This is a genomic window from Achromobacter sp. NPDC058515 (assembly GCF_042721735.1).
GTDB lineage: Bacteria > Pseudomonadota > Gammaproteobacteria > Burkholderiales > Burkholderiaceae_B > Achromobacter.
Window position 1 is genome coordinate 67,855 of sequence record NZ_JBHXNI010000018.1, and the last position, 20,647, is coordinate 88,501.

Below are 20,647 nucleotides of genomic sequence, written 5' to 3' on the forward strand. Positions count from 1 at the left end.
AATCCTAAAGGGTGAAACAAACGCGGATCAGTTGGCCAGGCTGCGGCGGCGCAGACGGTCGGCCAGCCAGATCAGCGCGGCAATGAAGATGAAAAGGCAGGTGGAGACAGCGGCGATCACCGGAGAGATCTGCAGCGTCACTTCGTCCCAGAACTGCTTGGGCAAGGTGGCGTTCAGGCCGCCCGAGGCGAACAGCGCAATCGTCAGCTCATCGAACGACGTCGCGAACGCGAACAGGAACGACGACATCAGCCCCGCGCTCAAAATCGGGAAGGTCACGTAGCGCAGCGTCGACCACGGGCCCGCGCCCAGGCTTTGCGCGGCCAGGTCCAGCCGCGTGTCGTAGTTGCGCAGCACCGCCATCATGGTGATCACCACATAGGGCACCGCCACCACCGTATGCGCCAGGATCAGGCCGATGGTGGAACCCACCAGCCCGACCCGGGCAAAGAAATAGAACATGCCCACGGCGATGATCATGCGCGGCACCACGATGGGCGACAGCACGAAGGCCAGCATGGCCGACTTGCCCCGCATGTTGGCGCGCATCAGCAGGAAGGCCGCGGGCGTGCCGATCAGCATCGCCAGGAAACCCGTGCCCACGCCGACAATGAGCGAACGCGTGATCGCCTGCATCCACACCGGCGAGGTGAACATCTGTTCATACCATTGCAGCGAGAAGCCCTTGGGCGGCCACGTGAGCCCCGAGCCGGAATCGAACGACAGCGGGATCATCAGGAAGGCGGGGGCGGACAGGAAGGCCAGCACCGCCAGCACGATCCACCACAAGGTGCGCGACTGGCCCGTGCCGGACACCGAGCGGCGCAGGCGCTTGGGCAGCAGCGCGAACAGCGCGTCGGACACGTTGGCCAGCACCGTCAGCACGGCGTCGCCCGCGCGGCGGGTCAGGCTCTCCTTGCCCGACGCGCGCACGCGGGTGGAGGCGCCGCCCGTCATGGTGGACAGGCCCAGCACCTTGTCGTAGATGGCGAACACCACCAGCACCACCACCAGCAGCAGCACCGACACCGCGCCGGCGAACTCCCAGTTCAGCGTCTGCTGGACCTGGTCGATGATGATCTGCGTGATCATCGTTTCCTTGCGTCCGCCCAGCAGCGCGGGCGTGATGAAGAAGCCGATGGCGGTCACGAACACCATGATGGCCGCGGCGGCGACGCCGGGCATCGACAGCGGGAAGTAGATCTTCCAGAACGCGGTGCCGGGCCGGGCGCCCAGGGTGGACGCGGCGCGCGGCAGGTTGCGGTCGATGTTCTCCATGACCGACAGCATCGTCAGCACGGCCAGCGGCATCAGCGCATGCACCATGCCCACCAGCACGCTGCCGAAGTTGTAGAGCAGGTTGGCCGGCGCGTCCAGGATGCCCAGGGCCTGCAGCAGCTGGTTCACCACGCCGTTCCTGCCCAGCAGCACCACCCAGGCGAACGTGCGCACCAGGAAGCTGGTCCAGAACGACAGCAGCACCCAGAACAGCAGCGACGTCTTGCGCCTGGCCGACAGGCTGGAGATCAGGTAGGCCACGGGATAGCCCGCGACCACCGAGAAGAACGTGGTCCACAGCGAGATCTTCAGCGTGATGAGCAGCACATTCACATAGACCGACGACTCGAAGAGCTTCTGGTACTGCGACAGGCTGAAGCCTTTTTCGCCGAAGACGCTCAGCAGCAGAAGCTGGCCCACCGGATAGATGAGCAGCACCACCAGCAGCAGGACCAGGGGGGCGGCCATCAGGAAATGGCGGCGGCCCTGGCTCATGCGCTTACGGGGAGTAGCAAGGGTAGTCATGCGATCACTCCGCGATGGCCACCGCGTCGGCGGCCTGCCAGCTCACGGACAGCGCCTGGCCGATGGCGTATTGCTCGGCCTGGCGCTGCGTGGGGTAGGCCACCACGACCGGCGCGGCGTCGACGATGCCCGTGTCCAGGTAGAGCTTGGTCAGGCTGCCCGTCACCATCACGTCCAGCAGCTTGCCCGTCAGCGGCTGTTCGCCGTTGCCGCCGCCGGCGGCGCTCACGCGCAGGTTCTGCGGGCGCAGCATCACGGTGACCTTCTGGCCGGCCTTGATGGGGGCGCCGTTGGACAGCGCCTGGCCGGTCACGCCCTGGTGGGCCAGCTTGACCGACAGGGTCTCGCCGTCGACCGCCGCCGCCACGCCTTGCAGCAGGTTCGATTCGCCGAGGAAGTCGGCGACGAACAGGGTGCGCGGGCGGAAGTACAGGTCCGCGGGCGTGCCCAGCTGTTCGATCGCGCCGCCGTTCATCAGGCAGATGCGGTCGGACATCGTCATGGCCTCTTCCTGGTCATGCGTCACGTAGACGATGGTGGCGCCGAGCTCGCGGTGGATGCGCTTGATCTCAAGCTGCATCTGGTCGCGCAGCTTCTTGTCCAGCGCGCCCAGCGGTTCGTCCATCAGGATGATCGCCGGACGGTAGACCATGCAGCGGGCCAGTGCGATGCGCTGCTGCTGGCCGCCGGACAGTTCGCGCGGAAGACGGGACGCCACGTGCGGCAGGCGCACCATCTCCAGCGCCTCCAGCGCGCGGCGGCGGGCTTCGGCCGCGGGCACCTTGCGCATCTTCAGCGGAAACGCGATGTTTTCCTCGATGCTCATGTGCGGGAACAGCGCGTAGTTCTGGAACACCATGCCGATATCCCGCTCATACGGCGCGCCATAGGTCACGTCGGCGCCGTCGATCAGCACGCGGCCCTCGTCGGGCTGGGCCAGGCCGGCGATCAGGCTCAGCAGAGTGGTCTTGCCGGAGCCTGAAGGACCCAGCAGGGTCAGGAATTCGCCGCGGGCGACGTCCAGGTGCGTGGGCGCGAGGGCGACGAAGTCGCCATAGCGTTTGCCCAGGCCCGAGATTTGCAGATTGGAAGAAGACATGGTGTTCAACTAGAAAAGTATTACTTCAGGACCCAGCCGTTGAAGCGCTCGATCACGTCGCGCTGCTTGTCCAGCCAGTAAGCCGCGTTGATGTGCAGGCCCGTCTTGATGTTGTCGGGATGGGTCGGGCAGTTGCGGGCCACGTCGGCCTTGATGTAGTCGAAGGCGGCCGGCTGCGTGACGCCGGCGGCGAAGTACTCGACCAGCGCGGCCTGGCGCTTGGGGTCGGACGCGAACTTGATGAACTCGCGGCAGGCGTCGGCGTTCGGCGTGCCCTTCAGGATCGACCAGTTGTCGCAGCCCCAGATGTTCTGGTCCCACACGATCTGCACCGGCGCGCCGTTGGCGATGGCGGACTGCGCGCGCGATACCCAGGTGGCGATCATGTCGACCTCGCCGGACCCCAGCATCTGCTCGACCTGGGCGCCGGTGTTCCACCATACGTCCACGGACGGCTTGACCTTGTCCAGGCTGGCCAGCGCGCGGTCGATGTCGCAGGGGTAGACCTTGTCGGTCGGCACGCCGTCGGCCATCAGCGCTTCTTCGATGGTGTCGAACGGATGCTTGCGCAGGCCGCGGCGGCCCGGGATTTCCTTCACGTTCCAGAAGTCGGCCCACGAGGCCGGCGCGCGGCGGCCCTTGAAGGCGTCCGTGCGGTAGGCCAGCACCGTGGTGTAGACGTTGTTGCCCACGCCATAGGGCGACATGTACTGCTTGGGGATGGTGGCCACGACGGGGTCGGATTCCAGGCCGTGCTTTTCCAGGTAGACCTTGCCGCCTTCGGTCAGCATCAGGATGGCGGGCTGGCTGATCTTGGCCATGTCCCAGGTGTAGTTGCCGGTGTCCACCATGCTGCGGATCTGCGCCGTGGGCTCGGCGTTGGCCTGCACGCCCACCACCTGGATGCCGGTGGCTTCCGTGAAGGGCTTGTAGAACACCGCGCCATAGGCCTTGCTGTAGATGCCGCCGTCGTCGCGCACGACGATGCGCTTGGAGGCCGCGCGCGATGGCGTCCAGATCATGGGCATGGCGAGCGCGGCGGCGCCGGCCGCGACGGATTTCAGCGCGTTGCGGCGCGAGGCGTTGTGGGAGGTCGATTTCATGGAAGACTCCTGCGGGTCGGGTCAGGGACTGCGGATCAAGAATGACGGCTCAAGGCAGCAAGCGGCCGGGGTTGAAAAGATTGGCGGGATCGAAGGTGGCTTTCAGCGCGCGCATCATCGCCAGTTCCACCGGCGACTTGTAGTGCGCCATTTCGGCAAGCGACGTGCGGCCCACGCCGTGTTCGGCGCTGAACGTGCCGCCCAGCGCGTCGGCCACGTCATTGACGGCGCGGCGGATGGCGGCGGCCATGGCGTCGCGGTCGGGCAGCGCGTTCCAGGCGTCGAACGTGAAGAAGGGAATGAAGTGGACGTTGCCGTCGCCCAGGTGCGCCACGATCAGCACGGGCAGGCCCGGCACGAGGCGGCGCACTGCCGCCGTGGCTGCTTCGATGAAGCGCGGCACGCTGGATACGGGCACGGCGCTGTCGGTGGTCAGGCCGACGCCGGCCTTCTTGTTGCCTTCCGACACGCTGTGGCGCACTTCCCAGAGCGCGGCGCGCTGGGCGCCGTTGCTGGCCACCACGGCGTCATGCAGCAGGCCCTGCTCGGAAGCCTGCTCCAGGATCTGCTGCAGCAGGTCCTGGAGTCCGGCGTCGCCGCCGGTGTCGGACAGCTCCACCAGCACATGCCAGGGGTGAGCCCCGGCCAGCGGATTCTTGCGGCCCGGCACGTGCTCCATCACCACGTCCAGCTGATTGCTGTCGATCATCTCGAAGGCCGACAGGCGCGAACCGCAGGCGCGCTGGAACAGGCCCAGGATGTCCAGCGCCGCCTGCGGGCTGTCCGGCGCCAGCCATGCCACGGCGTGCGCGGTGGGCAGCGGATGCAGCTTCAGCACGGCGGCGGTGACGATGCCCATGGTGCCCTCGGCGCCGATGAACAGGTGCTTCAGGTCGAAGCCCGTGTTGTTCTTGCGCAGGGCGGTCAGGCCATTCCAGATGCGGCCGTCGGGCAGCACGACTTCCAGGCCCAGGATGTTGTCGCGCGTGTTGCCGTAGCGCAGCACGCCCGTGCCGCCGGCGTTGGTGGCGATGGTGCCGCCGATCTGGCAGGAGCCCTCGGCGCCCAGGCTGATCGGGTACAGGCGGCCGCTGGCGGCGGCGGCTTCCTGCACCGTCGCCAGCACGCAGCCGGCCTCGGCTTCCATGGAGTTGTTGGCGGCGTCGACGCCGCGGATCTTGCGCATGCGGGACAGGTTCACGATGACGGGCGGCATGCCGCCCGCGTCCGGCACCGCACCGCCGCACAGGCTGGTGTTGCCGCCCTGGGGCAGCACGGGCGTGGCGTGCTGGTTGCACAGGCGCACGATGTCGGACACCTGCTGCGTGCTCCCGGGCAGCGCGACGCACAGCGCCGGGCCCTTGTACCGGCCGCGCCAGTCTTCGGTGTAGCCGGCCGTGTCGGCGTCGGAATGAAGGATGGCGTCCTGGCCCAGGGCCTGGGTCAACGCGTCTAGCAGGGTGATGCCGTTGGTCATGTCTGTGTCCCGAATGGGGCGGGGGGATCGACGGAACCCCGAGCGCATTGAGGCACAGCATACGATTATTTAAATCGCTTTGAGATTTGATTAATCGTATATCAATTGATTATAGGGTATATCCTAGGGGTGAAAGCGTCTGGTCCCGACTGTCGCTCCAGCAGCCCGAATCACCGCGAACCCGCATTCTGGCAAGCTTCCTGGCGTTTGGCCCGCCGCGTGTCCAGCATTTGCAACGCCTAATGGCAGTCCCTGATTGCGATCTTTGAAATGATCGAAATACAATCATATTGCTCGATATGCAATTCTAATCTCACCGTGCGGATGAAGGAAGGGACATGCTTCCCAGCGTGATGGAGTACCGGCGGCAGGCGCAAAGACGCCTGCCCCGGCTGGCATTCGATTACTTGGAGGGCGGAGCCGAAGACGGCATCACGCTGGCGCGCAACGCGGCGGCCTATGCCGACCTGGAATTCCGCCCCGACGTGCTGGTGGACGTGACGGACTGCCGGCTGGAGGTGTCCGTGCTGGGCGCCGACGCCGCCATGCCCGCCATCGTGGGCCCCACCGGCCTGAATGGCCTGTTCTGGCCCGAGGCCGACGAGCATCTGGCGCGCGCCGCGCACCAGGCGGGGCTGCCGTTCGTGCTGTCCACCGCGTCCACCTCCTTGCTGGAGGACGTGCGCGCCGCCACGTCCGGCGACCTCTGGCTGCAGCTGTATGTGCAGCGGGACCGCCGCATCGCCGAGCACCTGATGGACCGCGCCTGGCAGAACGGCTACACGGCGCTGTTCCTCACCGTGGACGTGCCGGTCCACGGCAACCGCGACCACGACAAGCGCAACGGCTTCAAGCTGCCGCTGCGGCCGTCGCGCCGCCTGCTGCTGGATCTGGCGGCGCACCCGGGCTGGTGCTGGCGCATGCTGCGCCATGGCGGGCCGCAGCTCAAGAACCTGGCCGTCAGCTCCAACGCGCGCGAGAACATCACCGAGCAGGCGTCCGCCCTGAGCCGCCAGATGGACCTCGCGCTGACCTGGGACGACGTCGCCTGGCTGCGCCGCGCCTGGCGCGGGCGCATCGTCATCAAGGGCATCCAGGGGCTGGCCGACGCGCGGCGCGCGCAGGCCCATGGCGTGGACGGCATCGTCCTGTCCAACCACGGCGGCCGGCAACTGGAAAGCGCGCCGTCGCCATTGGAGGTGCTGCCCGAGGTCGCGTCCGAACTGGGCGGCTCGCTGGAGATCCTGGTGGACGGCGGCGTGCGCCGGGGCAGCGACATCGCCAAGGCCGTGGCGCTGGGCGCGCGCGCCGTGCTGCTGGGCCGGGCGCCCTTGTACGGGCTGGCGGGCAGGGGGCCCGGGGGCGCGCACGAGGTGCTGGCCATTCTGCGCTGCGAACTGGAAAATACCCTCAGGCTGCTGGGCCGCAACCGCATCGGCGCGCTGGACGCCGCGGCGGTGCGCAAGCGCTGAACCGTCTTGCAATCCTTACTCTGGAAGTGAAGCAACATGCGTGAAAAAATCGTCTTCATCGGCGGCGGCAACATGGCCTCGGCCATCATCGACGGCCTGCTCGGCCAGGGCCGCGCGCTGGCCGACTTCCTGGTGATCGAGCCCTACGAGCCCACCCGCGACGCGTTGACCGCGCGCGGCCTGCCGTGCCGCGCAAGCGTCGACGCCGGCATTGCCGACGCCGCGTTGTGCGTGCTGGCCACCAAGCCGCAGGTGCTGCGCGAGGCCTGCGGACAGGTCCGCCAGCATCTGGCGGCCGGCGCCACCGTGGTCAGCATCGCGGCGGGGGTCGAACTGGCGTCGCTGGCCGACTGGCTGGGCGGCCATGCGCGCATCGTGCGCGCCATGCCGAACACGCCGGCCAAGGTGGGCCTGGGCATGACCGGCCTGTACGCCACGCCGGCCTGCGGCCCGGCCGAGCGCGAGCAGGTCGACGCGCTGTTCGCCGCCGTGGGCGAGCGCATCTGGACCGAGACCGAAGCCATGATCGACGCCGTCACCGCGGTGACGGGCAGCGGCCCCGGCTACGTCTTCCACTTCATGGCGGCCCTGGAAAAGGGCGCCGTGGAGCTGGGCTTTGCGCCCGCCGATGCACGCCGGCTGGCGGTGGCGGCGTTTCGCGGCGCGGCCGGCCTGGCCGCCAGCGAAGACGTGCCGTTGACCGAACTGCAGGACCGCGTCACCTCCAAGGGCGGCACCACCTACGCCGCCTTGTCGCACATGCAGGAAGCCGGCGTGGCCCAGGCCATCGCGCAGGCGGTCCACAAGGCCGAACAGCGCGCGCGCGAACTGTCCGCCGGCTAGCCTTCGAAACGCAAGCCGCTAGCGGCGGCGGCCCAGCCACCACAGCAGGGCCGCCGCCGCCAGGATCGCCGCCACGTTGAACTGCATGGCCGACGCGAACGCCCGCGCATGGCGCTCGGCCGCGCTTGCATCCGCATAGGCGTCCAGCGTGCCGCCGAACAGCATGCCGGCCGCCGACACGCCCAGCGCCGCGCCCACCTGCTGCAAGGTGGACACCACGCCCGCCGCCATGCCGGCCTGGCGGTCCTCGACCAGACCCAATGCCAGGTTCACCAGCGGCGTGTTGACCGCGCCTTGCGCCGCGCCCAGCCACACCAGCGCCGGCACCAGCGTCCACGGCGCCAGGCCGGCGCCGGCGGCGCCCACCTGCAGCATCAGCGCCGCCGTGGCCCCGCCATACAGCAGCGCGGCCAGCGCGATGGCCGGCGTGCCGAACCGGGCCACCAGCCGCGGCGCGGCCATCGACCCGGCCACAAACCCCACGCTGGCCGGCGCGAAGATCATGCCGGCCGTCAGCGCGTCCAGCCCGAAGCCCGTTTGCACCAGCAAGGCATAGCAAAGAAACATGGCGCTGGCGGTGGAGAACACCAGCATCACCAGCAGGCAGCCTGCCGCAAAGCGCGGCTGCGCCAGCAAGGCCATGTCCACCAGCGGCGCGCCGCCGCGGGCGGCGATGCGGCGCTGCATGTGCACGAACGCCGCCAGCGCGGCCACCGAGGCGCCCGCGCTGGCCAGCGTCCAGGCGGGCCAGTGGCGCGCCGGGCCTTCGATCAGCGCCAGCAGCAGCAGGGCCAGCCCCGCGCCCACCAGCGCGGCGCCGGGCCAGTCCATGGCCGCGCCCGAGGGCTCGCGCGATTCCGGCATGTGGCGCGCCAGCCGCCAGGCCACGAGCCCCAGGGGCACGTTGATCAGGAAGATGGCGCGCCACGCCAGTCCGAACAGATCGGCATGCACGAGCCATCCGCCCAGCACCTGCCCGGCAATGGCCGCCAGCCCCAACGTCATGCCCAGCAGGCCGAACGCGCGCCGCCGCGCGTGCCCTTCGTAGCTGACGCGGATCAGCGCGTACACCTGCGGGAACAGCATCGCAGCGGCCACGCCTTGCAGGATGCGCGCGCCGATCAGCGTGTTGGCGGTGGGCGCGAGCCCGCACAGCGCCGAGGCCAGCGCAAAGCCCGCCATGCCCAGCACGAACAGCCGCCGCCTGCCGTGGCGGTCGCCCAGCCGGCTGCCCGCGATCAACAGCACGCCGTACGCCAGCTCGTACGCGGCGATGATGAAGTTGATCTGCGCGAAACTGGCCGACAGCGTGGCCTGCATGCTGGGGATGGCCACGTTCACGACGAACAGGTCGAAGATGGTGATGAAGCCGCCGGAGAGCAGCACGGCCAGGCCGAAGCGGCCCATGGGCGGCGCGGCGGCGCAGGCGCAGGGGGAGGGCAGTGCGGAGGTCGTCATGAAAGCGCCATCGGAGTCGGGATTGGCGCTATTCTGGGCAGACTCCCAGCCTTATACAATTTAGCTGTTTATGCTATTACTAACCGCAATAGCCTCATGACCGACACCGCCGCTTCCCAACGCCTGGAGCGCACCCGCGCCGATCTGTCCGAATTCCTGCGCCTGCGCCGCGAGCGGCTCAGTCCCGCCGATCTCGGCCTGCCCGCCGGCGGCCGCCGCCGCACCCCCGGATTGCGCCGCGAGGAAGTGGCGGCGCTGGCCGGCGTGGGGCTTGCCTGGTACACCTGGTTCGAACAAGGCCGCAACATCGGCGTGTCGGCCACCTTCCTGGAAAACCTGGCGCGCGTGCTGCGGCTGGATGCCGCCGAACGCCGCCACCTGTACCTGCTGGCGCACCAGCGTCCGCCCACCGAGCCCGGCCGCACCTGGTGCACGGTGCCGGCCCAGGTGCGCCGCCTGATGGACGACCTCCCCGCGCGGCCCGCCTACATCCTGAACCTGCGCTGGGACGTGGTGGTGTGGAACGCCGCCGCGGATCGGGTGTTCGATTTTTCGGCGCAGGCGCCGGGCCGCCGCAACCTGCTGTGGATGCTGTTCGTGGAGCCGGCGATGCGGCGGCTGTTCGTGGACTGGGCGGCGCAGGCCCCCGGCATGCTGTCCACCTTCCGGCGCGACTTCGCCAGCGCGGCGGGTGCGCCCGACATCGCGGAACTGGTCGACGAACTGGAAAGCGTGTCGCCCGACTTCAAGGCCTGGTGGCGCGAGCACGACGTGCATGGCGCGTGCATGGGCCTGCGCAGCCTGCACGTGCACCCGCTGGGCGATATCGCGTTCGAGCACGCCACCTTGAGCGTCGACGAGAGCCGGCACTTGCGGCTGGTGGTCTATGCGCCCGCGCCGGACGAACCGAAGGCCGCCGACTTTGCGCGCTGGGCGCAGGCGGGCCGGACGCCGCCGCCTGGCTCCAGAGAATAGGCGCGCCGTGGGTCTACGGGGACGCCGCGGGCGGCTCCTATAGTCGGAACTCCCTTCGCCTTCTGTCTTGCGGACGCCGTTTGCGCGATCCGCCTGCCGCCCATGTCCACCGCCACGCTCTCTCGTCCAAACGCCATGCTGCTGCTTGCCGTGGTGGTGCTGGCCTGGGGCTTTACCTGGGTCGTCAGCAAGCTGCTGCTGTTGCACATGACGCCGCTGTGGGCGGTGGCCGCGCGCAGCATGGCGGGCACCGCCGCGCTGCTGGCGCTGGGCCTGGCCTTGCGCCGCGTCGCATGGCCGGTGAAGGCCGACATCCCCGTGATCCTCAGCGTAGGCCTGCTGCACATGGGCGCGTTCGCCGCGCTGGTCAGCCTGGGGCTGCAATACGTGCCGGCGGGCCGCTCGGTGGTGCTGGCCTACACCACGCCGCTATGGGTGATACCGGCCGCCTGGCTGTTCCTGCGCGAACCCATCGGACGCGGCCGGCAGGCCGGACTGGCGCTGGGGCTTGCGGGCCTGATCCTCATCTTCAACCCGCTCGCGTTCGACTGGAGCAACCGCGATGCCCTTCTGGGCAACGGCCTGGTGCTGCTGGCCGCGCTGTGCTGGGCGGCCAACATCGTCTACGTGCGCGCCCACCGCTGGGCAACGCCGCCCTTTGAACTGGCGTTATGGCAGGCCCTCTTGGCGACCGGGGTGCTGTCGGCGCTGGCGTTCGCGGCGGAAGGCATGCCCGTGGTGGACTGGAGCGCCGACCTGGCGTGGCTGCTGGGCTACGGCGGGGTCTTTGGCATCGCCATCGCGTACTGGGCGGCCGTGAACGTGAACCGGTCCCTGCCGGCGGGCGTCACGTCCATCGGCCTGCTGGGCGTGCCCGTATTCGGCTTGCTGTGTTCGGCCGTAATCCTGCACGAGCCGCTCAGCGCCTCGTTGCTGGCGGGCATGGCGTTGATCGTGACCGGCATCGCCGCCGGGGTGCTTGAACGGCGTGCTTGACGGCCGGGGGCGGGCAGGTATATCGTACGATCTATATCGTAAGATACATCTTAAGAGCTAACCATGCGCCATTCCCATTTTCTGACCGCGTTCCGCCATGCTTTCGAGGCGCGCCATGCCCACGGGCATCACGCTCACGGGCGCCACGAGCATCACGGCCACGGCGGTCGTCACCATCACCACCACCAGGCCAGCGCGGGCGGCGACTGGTTCTCGGGCTCGTCCGACGGCCGCGGCGACGCCGACGGCTTCGGCGGCGACGGCCGCGGCTTCACGCGCAGCCGCAAGGTCACGGGCGACGACCTGCAACTGATGCTGCTGGGCCTGCTGGAACAGAACCCCAGCCACGGCTATGAGCTCATCAAGGCGCTGGGCGCCCTGAGCAACGGCTTCTACACGCCCAGCCCCGGCATGGTCTATCCCGCGCTGACCTACCTGGAAGAACTGGGCTACGCCACCGTCGAGCAAGAGGGCGCGAAGAAGCGCTATCACCTGGCTGCGCCGGGCAAGGCGCATCTGGACGCCAACCGCGACCGCCTGTCGATGATGTTCAACAAGCTCAAGCACGTGGCGCGCAAGATGGACTGGATGCGCCAAGCCTGGAGCGGCCAGCCGCGCAGCACCGGTCCCGAGGGCGAGGATGCCCGCACCGGCTGGGTACCTGAATTCGTGGAGGCCCGCCAGGCGCTCAAGCGCGCGCTGCTGGAACGCACCGACGCTTCCCCCGCCGAACAACGACGCATCGCCGCCATCCTGGCGCGCGCGACCGACGAGATCACCGGCAAGGCCGGCGCCTGATCCCGTTCCCCACCGATCTGGAGTTTTGATGACCCGTAGCGACCTGAACGTAGAACGCGTGCGCCACACCCTGAAGATGCGCGCGCTGACCGTGGCCCGCGTCGAACGCATCGCCGGCATGCTGGCCCGCGTCACCTTCACCGGCGCAGACCTGCAGGACTTCGTGTCCGCATCCTTCGACGACCATGTGAAGATATTCTTCCCCGCCGATCCCTCGCAGCCGCTGGCGCTGCCCACCGCCGGCCCCGATGGCGTCAAGTTCCCGGAGGGCGCGGCCAAGCCCGCCGCGCGCGACTACACGCCGCGCCGCTTCGATGCCGGCCGCCAGGAACTGGACATAGATTTCGTGCTGCACGGCGACGGCCCTGCGTCCACCTGGGCCGAGCAGGCCGAACCCGGCCAGCAGCTTGGCATCGGCGGCCCGCGCGGTTCCTTTGTGGTGCCCAAGGCGTTCGACTGGCACGTGCTGATCGGGGACGAAACCGCGCTGCCCGCCATGGCGCGCCGGCTGGAAGAACTGCCCGCCGCGGCGCAGGCGCTGGTCCTGATCGAAGTGCCCGCCGCCGCGAACGAGATCCCGCTGGCCACCCGCGCCCAGGCCTCGGTCCGCTGGCTGCACCGCAACGGCACGGCCCCCGGTTACAGCACCTTGCTGCTGGAAGCGGCGCGCGAACTGGCGCTGCCGCAGGGCGAAGGCTATGTGTGGGTGGCGGCGGAATCGGCCGTGGCCAAGGCCGTGCGCGAAATCATGGTGGCGCAGCACGGCATCGACAAGAGCCGCATTCGCGCCGCCAGCTATTGGAAGCGCGGCGCGGTCGCCGTGCACGAGTCGCACGAAGACTGAGCGCGCGGCGCTTCACGCCTTGCGCGGATCGCGGGCTAGCCTCAACAGGTTCGCCGCCCGCCCGCCGGGCGCCCGCTCGCGCACCGCCAGCCCCAATACCGCCCGCGGCCAGTCCAGCGCGAAGGGGCGGTAGACCACGCCGTCGGGGCGCAGATGGCGCAGGGACGCCGGCACGATGGCCACGCCCATCCCGGCCGCCACCAGGTTCACCGCCGACGACAGTTGCGGCGCGCGCTGGCCGATCACCGGGTTCAGGCCATGCTGGCGGCACGCGGCCATGATGTCCGCGCTGAGCCCGTAGCCCGACTTGCGCGAATACAGGATGAAGCGTTCGCGCGCCAGGTCCGCCGGCGCCAGGCGCTTGCGGCGCGCCAGCGCGTGGCCCAGCGGCAGCGCCACCACCAGCGGCTCTTCGGCCAACTGCGCAAACCTCAGCCCGCCGTCCAGCGCGAAAGGCGGCCGCACAAAGGCGGCGTCTATCTCGCCCTCGCGCAGCTGCGCCACCAGCGTTTCGCTGTCGCCTTGCGACAGCGTCATCTCCACGTCCGGGTATCGCTGCCGATACTGGCGGATCAGCTCGGTTACCACCCCATTGAACGACGCGGATTCCGTGAACCCCAAGGTCAGCTCGCCGACCTCTCCGCGCGCGGCGCGCCGGGCCGTGCGCACCGCGGCATCGGCGCGTTGCAGGATGTCCTGCGCGCACGCAAGAAAGGCGCGCCCCGCGTCGTTAAGCGCCACGCCGCGGCCGGTCCGGTCAAACAGCGGCGTGCCCACTTCCTGTTCGAGCTGACGGATCTGCTGGCTGAGCGGCGGCTGCGCCATGCCCAGCAGTTCCGCGGCCCGCGTGAAGTGCTGGGCCTCGGCGGTGACGACGAAATAGCGCAGGTGGCGTAATTCCATATTGATACGTAAAAAATCCTGGTTATCAATTTTCCATATATTGGACATTCTAGTTCTGCGGACCGATCATGCACACATCCATCCATCGCCAGAAGGAATCCGCATGAGCACCCCTCTCAAACCCGGCGCCTTGCTGCGCCAGCGCCTGGCCCAGGACATCGTCGCGGCGCCCGGCGCCTACGACGGCCTGTCGGCCCGGCTGGTCGCCGCGGCGGGCTTTTCCGCCGTCTACGCCAGCGGCGGCGCCATCGCCCGCGCCGCGGGCTATCCCGACATCGGCCTGCTCAGCTTCACCGAAGTCATGGACCGCGTGGAGAAGATCGTGGACGCCAGCGGCCTGCCCGTGGTGGCGGACGCGGACACGGGGTTTGGCGGGTCGGCCAACGTCGAGCGCACGGTTCGCATCATGGAGCGCGCGGGCGTCGCCGCGTTCCACATCGAGGACCAGTCCTTTCCCAAGCGCTGCGGCCACCTGGACGACAAGAGCCTGGTGGACGCCGAAGAGATGTGCCGCAAGGTCCACATCGCCCGGCAGACCCTGGCCGATGCGGACACGCTGGTCATCGCCCGCACCGACGCCATCGCGGTGGAGGGCTTCGACGCCGCCATCGCGCGCGCCGAGCGCTACCTGAAGGCGGGCGCGGACATGATCTTCGTGGAAGCGCCCGAGACGTTGGCGCAGATCCGCGCCATCGCCGAACGCCTGCCGGGGCTCAAGCTCATCAACATGTTCTACGGCGGCAAGACGCCGCTGGTGCCGCTGCCGGAGCTGGCCGCCATGGGCTACCGGCTGGCGATCATTCCGTCGGACCTGCAGCGCGCCGCCATCCACGCGATGCAGGCCACGCTTGCGGCCATCAGGCAGACGGGCGACAGCAGCGCGCTGGCCGGCCAGCTGACCAGCTTCAAGGAGCGCGAAGAGATCGTGCAGACCCGCCGCTATCTGGCGCTGGATGCTCAGTAGCCATCGGACCCCGCGGCGCCCTGGCAGCGCTGCGGCATGCGCCGCGGCCACAAGCGCTGGCCGGCGGCGCCGTACAGCGTGCGGATGCCGCATTCCATCGCAACGCGCGCGAGCGTCTTGCCCGCGGGGTCGATGATCCGCGTATCGTCCACCGTGGAGACCACCGCGCGATGATTCGCGAAGGGCGACACGACCTTGTATTCGGCCGGGATGGCGAACCTGCCCTGGCCGTCCACATAGCCATAGGCGCGCTCCGCGCTTGCGGGCGCCAGGCCGTCGCGCATCGCGCCCAGCGCATCGAACGCGGGACCGACGAATGCGCCCTTGGCATCGACCGCGCGCACGCCGTCGCTCGACAGCTGCGAGACCGCGCGTCCTTCCGAATACGCCGACGCAAAGCCCTCGACCGTGAGCCGGGTCTTGCCCGCCAGGTCGGTGTAGTCCGTCATGGTCTTGCCGCCCGCCGGGTAATGCCTGAGCAGCGTGGCGGATCCGCGCGGCCAGCTCCATTCGCCATCCGCCAGCGTCGCCAGGACCTTGCCGCTTGCGTCGATCACGCGCGTGCCCGTGTCGTCCGTCGACAGCGCCCGCGCAGGCGAGCCGTGGAACGTGGAGCCCAGCGCGGCGGCGGGCTCGATCTGCCAGCTTCCCTGGCTGTTCAGGTAGCCCTGGCGGTCGGCGCGGCGGATCTCCATCCAGTCGCCCAGGCGCACGTAGTCCGCATCCTTCATGTCCAGCGCGTCCGTCCCGTCGGGCGAGATGATCCAGCGGTGCTTGCCGCTGCCGGCGGTGATGGAGCCATCCCCATAGGCGCCGACCTGCAGTCCGCGCACGAACGCGGTCAGCGCCAGGCCCTGCGCATTGAACACCGCCGCCGGCCGGTTGTAGTCCTCTTCCTGCTTGCCGGCCTGCAATACGCGCCACAGCTTGTCGTTCACGCGCTCGACGCCGTGGTGGCTGGCCGGCACGATCCACCTGCCCTGCAGGTCGATGACGCCCACGCGGCCGGGGCCGAGCGAGGCCACGGCCTGGCCGTTCCTGAACGCGCCGATGTCGTGGAACCTGGGCGCGGCCAGTTCCTTGCCGGCCACGAAGTCGTACAGGCCCCAGGGGGCGCCGTCGGCGGCGGTCTTCAGGAAGCGGACCACGCCGGGCGCCACGGTTTGCGTGTCGAAATTCTCGGGCAAATCGTAGGTCTTGCCGCCGCGGTCGATCATCCGCACGACGCCGTCGCCGTAGACCTGGGCGTAGCCATGGCGGAACAGGCCGATGTGCTGCTGCATGGGCAGGCCCACCGGCTGGCCTCGGGCGTCCAGCAGCAGCATGCCGTCGGCGGTTTCGGCGGCGTAGCGCAGTTGCGCCGCGCCGAGCCCGCCGGCGTCCTCGTCGGCATCCAGCGGGACCAGTCCGGTCCAGGACGGATCGGCGACGATGCTGCCGTCCGCCAGCAGCATCCCCGCGCCGGCGTCGGCGCAGTGGCAATGGCTCTGCCCCAGCAGGCCCAGCGGGCCGCCCGGAACGTCCGCCGGCAGCGGCTTCAGTTCCAGGTCTTGCGCGGCCTTGACGGCTTCAGGCTTGAGCAAGGCCTTGCCGTCCTGGTCCAGCACGTTCAGCAGCTTGTTTTCGGAATCGAACACCCACAGCCTGTCCTGGCGCGCTTCGATGCGGCCGGCCTGGGCCAGCCAGGCCGGCGCCGTTTCGCCATGCAGCCACGCGCCCGTCGACGTCAACAGGCCCGCGGGCAGGCGCTGGTCGTCAACGAACAATACATAGCCTTCGGCGTCCTGGGTGGCGGACAGTTCGGTTCCCAGCGTGAGCGGCGCGGCATGCCCCGGCGCCAGGGCCACGATGTTGCCGCCGGAGGGATAGACGATGGTGTCGCCGTAGCGCTGCGAGGCCTGCCCTTCGTCCGGAGTCAGCGTGGCTACGAGCGTGCCCGCCGCGTCCAGCACCGCATAGCCGGCGCGGCGCGGCAGCTCCGCGCTCCAGAATGCCTTGCCCACGAGGTTCAGGCTTTCGTAGTGCTGGTCGGCGCCGATCAGCTTGCCCTCGGGGCTGACCAGCACGGCGCCGTCGCGGCCATAGCCCGTGGCCAGCGTGCCGCCCTCATGCACAGACAGGTCCTCAAGCGCCGGATCGATGATCCATTTCCAGTCTCCGTCGACCACACCGTACTTGCCCTCGGCGTTCGTGGCGATGTACAGGCCCTGGCCGAAGGGCTTCGAGATGACGACGCCGGTTCCGCCATACCGGCGTTCGCCGGCAGCCGAGCGGTACTCTTCCTTGTACTGGACCGTGGCCCGCGCGGGCACGCCTTCGGACAGGCGCAGGGCGCGCACGTTGTCCTCCAGCGGGGCGCCCACCGGATTGCCCCGGCGGTCGATCAATAGCGGACGCCCGTCCAGCGTGGCCACCGCCAGCCCGATCTCGACGAAATCCTGCACCTCGTCATAGCGTGGCCGCACCGCCATCCGGCCGTTCTTGTCAATGAAGCCCCACTTGCCCTGCCACAGCACGGCGGCCAGGCCGTGGCGGAAGTCGCCCACCGCCTCGAAGATGGGCTGAACCGCCACGCGGCCGTTCTGGTCCAGGAAGCCCCAGGCATGGCGGCGCAGCGACCCGTTGCGGGGCACGCGGTCGATGTTCTCGATGGCCGACGGAAGCAGCACCGCGGCGCGCTCGTCGGACAGGTCGCGGATGCAGCCGTTGGCAAAGGGATTGCGGCCGGCGATGTCGTCGGCGGCGGGATAGGCGCGGTAGTCGGCCTCTTCCAGGCAATACACATGGCCGCTTTGCGCCTGCACGGACAGCGACGCGCCCAGCGCGGCAAGGGCGCAGGCGATACGGGTGGTTCGGATCACGCGTGACGTCATGGTTATTCTGCTTTGGCGTTGTCGGGGACGGGCGGTTCGAGGTCTGCGGCTTCGGGGCAGGAGAGCTTTTGGGGCGGCCAGCTTTGCCTGTCCTGCGCATCGACGATCACGATCGTGTCGCACAGCACGCCGAACAGCGCCGTCGTCTTCCCCTTGGTGTCGATGAACTCCACCAGCCTGTCCCGGCGCACCATCGCGCGTTCCTCGCGGAAGTCGTCCGCCCAGATGAAGGCGGGCGCAATCGCGTAGCGGCCGGTCAGGTCGACGTAACCGTACAGCTTGCCGGTGCGCTCCAGGCGGCGCGCCTTGGCCAAGCCGTTCCTCAGCGCGCCGAGCTGGTCGAAGTGCGCTCCCACGACACGCTTGCCGGCGGCGTCGATGAATCCGTACTTTCCATCCGCGTTGCTATAAGGCACGACGCCTTCGCTGGCATTGTGGTCGTCCACGGCGTAGCGGCCCGCGATGCGCGCGATTTCGCGGCCCTGCAGGTCTGTCATGATGCTGGCGGAGTCCTTTTCGTCGCCGAAGACGATGCGCCGCATCGAAGCCAGCGGCGTGCCGTCGCCCAGCTTCTCCAGCACGGCGCGGCCGTTCTGGTCGATCACGCGGTAGCCCGATCCGACGTTCGCGCGGGCCAGGCCTTCGGGCTGCGCGAAGAACGGGTTGAACTCGCCGTAGATGGCGGGCACCTTCATATTGCCGCGGGCGTCGATGGCGCCTTCGCGATCGTCGTGCCTGATGTAGATCCAGTCCTCGTACTGCTCCTTGCTCTCCGGCCTGCCGTCGGAGATGCGGGTGGCGCCGCCTTGCGCGTCGAACAGCACGGCGCTGGAATCGGCGAGCTCGCCCAGGAAGCGTCCGTCCCTGAGCTTTTCCGGCTTGCCGATGAGGGGTTCGCTGGACTTGCCGGTGCGCAGGTTGACCAGGCGGTAGGCGCTCTCGGAATAGCCCGTGCGCCTGCGTTTGGCCTCGGGCTCGTCGATCAGCATGAGGCCGTTGCCCAGGTACTCCATGTCGTAGGCGCCGGCTTGCGTTGCGGGCACGACCCACCGGCCTTCCCGGTTGACGACGCCCCAGCGGCCCTTGTCTTCGACCTTGGCCCAGTCATCCTCGAATTCCTCGATGTGCTCGTACGCGGGCGTCAGCGCGGGCGCGCCGCGGCGGATGTTCCAGATGCCCCAGCGGCGCTGGCGGTTTTCATCCGCCGCGCGGTAGAGGAGCAGTTCGCCGTCGAGTTTCGATGCCTCGCGCGCGACGTCCGCAGGGATGGGCACCGTCTTGCCGCGCGCGTCGATCAGCAGGGCGTCGTCGCGGTTCATGGATTCCTTGCGGGCCCAGGTGTAGGGGCCGCTGAAGGCGCGGATATTGCTGAACGCGGGCGGCACGGCCCAGGCGCCGTCCGGGCCGATCGCGCCCGTTCCGCGGTCCTTCGTGCGGACGACGAGCGGCATCGTCACGTCATAGGTGTCGATGTTCTCCCAGTCCGGATTCGTCGCGATCTTGCCGGCCGCGGTCAGGATGCCCAGGGGCTGCTCGTAGTCGTTGGGGCGCAGCAGCGCCAGCGGCGCGTCCGCGACGCGCGGATCGGTCCGCCGGCTCAGGTTCAATGGGTTGATCTGGTAATCGCGCAGCTTCAACACTGTCGCTTCGTCCAGGACCGGGCGGCCATCGTGGGCGTAGATCTGGAACAGCACGCCGTCGTCGGCAGACTCCTGGTGCGGGGTCCTGCTGGCGTCGTCGGCCGCGACATCCGGCGCGGCGTCGGCTTCCGCGGCGGCAAGCGCCGCCGCATCGACGGCCACATCAATCGCCGCCGCCTCCGCCGCCACCGGCGGCGATGCCATCGCCTCCGCCGCCTCTTCCGTCGCGCTGATCGCAGGAGCGGCGGCGTCCATGGCGTCGTCGATCTGCGGCCCGTCAGCCAATGCTGGCGCGCCATACACCCACGCCTGTCCGCGGCTGATTTCCACGTTTCCGTTGCGCAGCGGCAGCAGCTGGAATCTGCCCGCGGGATCGATCAGCAGCGTCATGCCGGGCACGGCCGCGTAGCGCCAGCCGTCGCGCTCCTGCAATCCCAGGTACTCGACCGGGAACTGATGAACCGTCTGGAGCTTGCCGTCCAGCAGGGCCGTGTTGCCCTCTGCGGGCTTGGCCAGCCACATGCCGGGCGCCAGCAGTTGCACCCGTTCATAGCGGTCGGGCGAGACGGACTCGCCCCGGGTGTCCACGAACTCCCACTCGCGTTCGCGGCGCACGGCGACCACGTCGCCGTCGCGCATCGTAGCTTCCATGGAGCGCAGCACCTGCGGGGCGATCGCCCAGTTGCCGCCCTTGTCCAGCAGGCCCCACCAGCCGCCGTAGCGCGTATCGCGAGATTGGGCCGGCAGATAGCCGCCGGTGGGCGCGGCCAGCGCCATCACGCCCTCGGGCAGCGCCGCGGCCTTGCCGGTCGCGGTGTTGAACAGGCGCGGCGGCGTCGGCACTTCCATGGACGCCAGCTTCTGGCCGGGCTGGAAGCCCCATGTGCGCGTGCCCAGCGGAAAGGTCTTGATGACCTTGCCTGCGCGGTCGATCAGCACGTCCCGGTCGTCTTCCTCGGCCAGCGCCGTGCCTTCGGCGTTAAAGCCCGTGGCGCTGGCAAAGCGCGGTTTGATGACCCACTGGCCCTTGGCGTCGATATAGCCCCAGAGCTCGCCCTGGCTCACCGCGGCCAGGCCATTCTGGAAGGGCCTGGCGTCCGTGTAGGCCGGCGCGATCGCCATGCGGCCTTGCTTGTCGATGTAGCCCCAGGCGCCCGATTGGTCGCTGGCCGAACCCGTCAGCACCGCCGCCAGGCCTTCCCGATAGGCCTGATGGCAATGCGTGTCGGAACCCTGGCCGTAGTAGCTGGCCGCGCATTGGCGCATCCAGTCGGGCTGGGCCTGCGCCGCGCCCGAGAGGGCGGGCAGGCTGGCCAGCGCCGCGGCCAGCGCCAGGGGCTTGAAGACTAGCGCGGCCCTCATTGCGCAGCGGCGCGGGAACGGGCCGCGGAAACGGAAT

Annotated in this window: 15 protein-coding genes; 7 read left to right on the forward strand and 8 right to left on the reverse strand. The window is 69.2% G+C overall.

Annotated elements, in window-relative coordinates:
* Positions 1-27 precede the first annotated feature (27 nt).
* From ACFWP0_RS25500 to ACFWP0_RS25515, 4 genes are read right to left on the reverse strand one after another with little or no spacing between them, the layout of a single operon-like run.
* A complete protein-coding gene (locus ACFWP0_RS25500; RefSeq protein WP_377846912.1) occupies positions 28-1,803 on the reverse strand; it encodes an ABC transporter permease subunit in 1,776 nt (591 codons plus the stop codon).
* A 4-nt stretch (positions 1,804-1,807) separates the two neighbouring features.
* Positions 1,808-2,902 carry an ABC transporter ATP-binding protein gene (locus ACFWP0_RS25505; RefSeq protein WP_377846914.1) on the reverse strand — a complete coding sequence of 365 codons (1,095 nt, stop codon included), beginning with the start codon at positions 2,900-2,902 and terminating at the stop codon, positions 1,808-1,810.
* Between the two features lie 20 nt (positions 2,903-2,922).
* Positions 2,923-4,005, reverse strand: a complete 1,083-nt coding sequence (locus tag ACFWP0_RS25510) for an ABC transporter substrate-binding protein (RefSeq protein ID WP_377846916.1) — start codon at positions 4,003-4,005, stop codon at positions 2,923-2,925.
* A gap of 49 nt (positions 4,006-4,054) precedes the next feature.
* Positions 4,055-5,482 (reverse strand): FAD-binding oxidoreductase, encoded by a 1,428-nt coding sequence (locus ACFWP0_RS25515; RefSeq protein ID WP_377846918.1) that lies wholly within the window; start codon positions 5,480-5,482, stop codon positions 4,055-4,057.
* A gap of 338 nt (positions 5,483-5,820) precedes the next feature.
* Between ACFWP0_RS25515 and ACFWP0_RS25520 the strand changes: the two genes are divergently transcribed.
* Positions 5,821-6,954, forward strand: a complete 1,134-nt coding sequence (locus ACFWP0_RS25520; RefSeq protein WP_377846920.1) for an alpha-hydroxy acid oxidase — start codon at positions 5,821-5,823, stop codon at positions 6,952-6,954.
* A 36-nt stretch (positions 6,955-6,990) separates the two neighbouring features.
* Positions 6,991-7,797: a pyrroline-5-carboxylate reductase gene (gene proC, locus ACFWP0_RS25525; RefSeq protein ID WP_377846922.1), complete on the forward strand. Its 807-nt coding sequence runs from the start codon at positions 6,991-6,993 to the stop codon at positions 7,795-7,797.
* An 18-nt stretch (positions 7,798-7,815) separates the two neighbouring features.
* Here proC and ACFWP0_RS25530 read toward each other — a convergent pair whose 3' ends face one another.
* Entirely contained in the window at positions 7,816-9,255 is a 1,440-nt protein-coding gene (locus ACFWP0_RS25530; RefSeq protein ID WP_377846925.1) for an MFS transporter, read from the reverse strand.
* Positions 9,256-9,351: 96 nt separating this feature from the next.
* Between ACFWP0_RS25530 and ACFWP0_RS25535 the strand changes: the two genes are divergently transcribed.
* The 4 genes from ACFWP0_RS25535 (at position 9,352) to ACFWP0_RS25550 (ending at position 12,868) form a co-directional block, all read left to right on the forward strand.
* Entirely contained in the window at positions 9,352-10,230 is an 879-nt protein-coding gene (locus ACFWP0_RS25535) for a helix-turn-helix transcriptional regulator (protein ID WP_377846927.1), read from the forward strand.
* Positions 10,231-10,332: 102 nt separating this feature from the next.
* Complete coding sequence (locus tag ACFWP0_RS25540; RefSeq protein ID WP_377846929.1) at positions 10,333-11,226, forward strand: DMT family transporter; 894 nt, start codon at positions 10,333-10,335, stop codon at positions 11,224-11,226.
* A 63-nt stretch (positions 11,227-11,289) separates the two neighbouring features.
* Positions 11,290-12,024: a PadR family transcriptional regulator gene (locus ACFWP0_RS25545; RefSeq protein WP_377846931.1), complete on the forward strand. Its 735-nt coding sequence runs from the start codon at positions 11,290-11,292 to the stop codon at positions 12,022-12,024.
* 28 nt (positions 12,025-12,052) lie between these two features.
* Positions 12,053-12,868 carry a siderophore-interacting protein gene (locus ACFWP0_RS25550; protein ID WP_377846933.1) on the forward strand — a complete coding sequence of 272 codons (816 nt, stop codon included), beginning with the start codon at positions 12,053-12,055 and terminating at the stop codon, positions 12,866-12,868.
* A gap of 12 nt (positions 12,869-12,880) precedes the next feature.
* On the opposite strand, the gene ACFWP0_RS25555 is transcribed toward ACFWP0_RS25550, so the two are convergent.
* On the reverse strand, positions 12,881-13,771 hold the full coding sequence (locus ACFWP0_RS25555) for a LysR family transcriptional regulator (RefSeq protein ID WP_377846935.1): 891 nt from the start codon (positions 13,769-13,771) through the stop codon (positions 12,881-12,883).
* Between the two features lie 103 nt (positions 13,772-13,874).
* On the opposite strand from ACFWP0_RS25555, the gene ACFWP0_RS25560 reads away from it, so the two are divergent.
* Positions 13,875-14,735, forward strand: coding sequence for an oxaloacetate decarboxylase (locus tag ACFWP0_RS25560; protein WP_377846937.1), 861 nt, complete (start codon positions 13,875-13,877; stop codon positions 14,733-14,735).
* Here ACFWP0_RS25560 and ACFWP0_RS25565 read toward each other — a convergent pair.
* Together ACFWP0_RS25565 and ACFWP0_RS25570 are read right to left on the reverse strand one after the other, a co-directional pair.
* Positions 14,729-17,608, reverse strand: coding sequence for a WG repeat-containing protein (locus tag ACFWP0_RS25565; protein ID WP_377846939.1), 2,880 nt, complete (start codon positions 17,606-17,608; stop codon positions 14,729-14,731). The genes ACFWP0_RS25560 and ACFWP0_RS25565 overlap by 7 nt on opposite strands.
* Positions 17,609-17,610: 2 nt before the next feature.
* A complete protein-coding gene (locus ACFWP0_RS25570) occupies positions 17,611-20,610 on the reverse strand; it encodes a WG repeat-containing protein (protein ID WP_377846941.1) in 3,000 nt (999 codons plus the stop codon).
* Positions 20,611-20,647: the final 37 nt, after the last annotated feature.

Coding starts and splice junctions, on each gene's coding strand:
- ACFWP0_RS25520 (WP_377846920.1), top strand. CDS start 5,821: ATGCTTCCCAGCGTGATGGAGTACCGGCGGCAGGCGCAAAGACGCCTG.
- ACFWP0_RS25550 (WP_377846933.1), top strand. CDS start 12,053: ATGACCCGTAGCGACCTGAACGTAGAACGCGTGCGCCACACCCTGAAG.
- ACFWP0_RS25500 (WP_377846912.1), bottom strand. CDS start 1,803: ATGACTACCCTTGCTACTCCCCGTAAGCGCATGAGCCAGGGCCGCCGC.
- ACFWP0_RS25545 (WP_377846931.1), top strand. CDS start 11,290: ATGCGCCATTCCCATTTTCTGACCGCGTTCCGCCATGCTTTCGAGGCG.
- ACFWP0_RS25560 (WP_377846937.1), top strand. CDS start 13,875: ATGAGCACCCCTCTCAAACCCGGCGCCTTGCTGCGCCAGCGCCTGGCC.
- ACFWP0_RS25555 (WP_377846935.1), bottom strand. CDS start 13,771: ATGGAATTACGCCACCTGCGCTATTTCGTCGTCACCGCCGAGGCCCAG.
- ACFWP0_RS25570 (WP_377846941.1), bottom strand. CDS start 20,610: ATGAGGGCCGCGCTAGTCTTCAAGCCCCTGGCGCTGGCCGCGGCGCTG.
- ACFWP0_RS25565 (WP_377846939.1), bottom strand. CDS start 17,608: ATGACGTCACGCGTGATCCGAACCACCCGTATCGCCTGCGCCCTTGCC.
- ACFWP0_RS25530 (WP_377846925.1), bottom strand. CDS start 9,255: ATGACGACCTCCGCACTGCCCTCCCCCTGCGCCTGCGCCGCCGCGCCG.
- ACFWP0_RS25515 (WP_377846918.1), bottom strand. CDS start 5,482: ATGACCAACGGCATCACCCTGCTAGACGCGTTGACCCAGGCCCTGGGC.
- ACFWP0_RS25505 (WP_377846914.1), bottom strand. CDS start 2,902: ATGTCTTCTTCCAATCTGCAAATCTCGGGCCTGGGCAAACGCTATGGC.
- proC (WP_377846922.1), top strand. CDS start 6,991: ATGCGTGAAAAAATCGTCTTCATCGGCGGCGGCAACATGGCCTCGGCC.
- ACFWP0_RS25540 (WP_377846929.1), top strand. CDS start 10,333: ATGTCCACCGCCACGCTCTCTCGTCCAAACGCCATGCTGCTGCTTGCC.
- ACFWP0_RS25535 (WP_377846927.1), top strand. CDS start 9,352: ATGACCGACACCGCCGCTTCCCAACGCCTGGAGCGCACCCGCGCCGAT.
- ACFWP0_RS25510 (WP_377846916.1), bottom strand. CDS start 4,005: ATGAAATCGACCTCCCACAACGCCTCGCGCCGCAACGCGCTGAAATCC.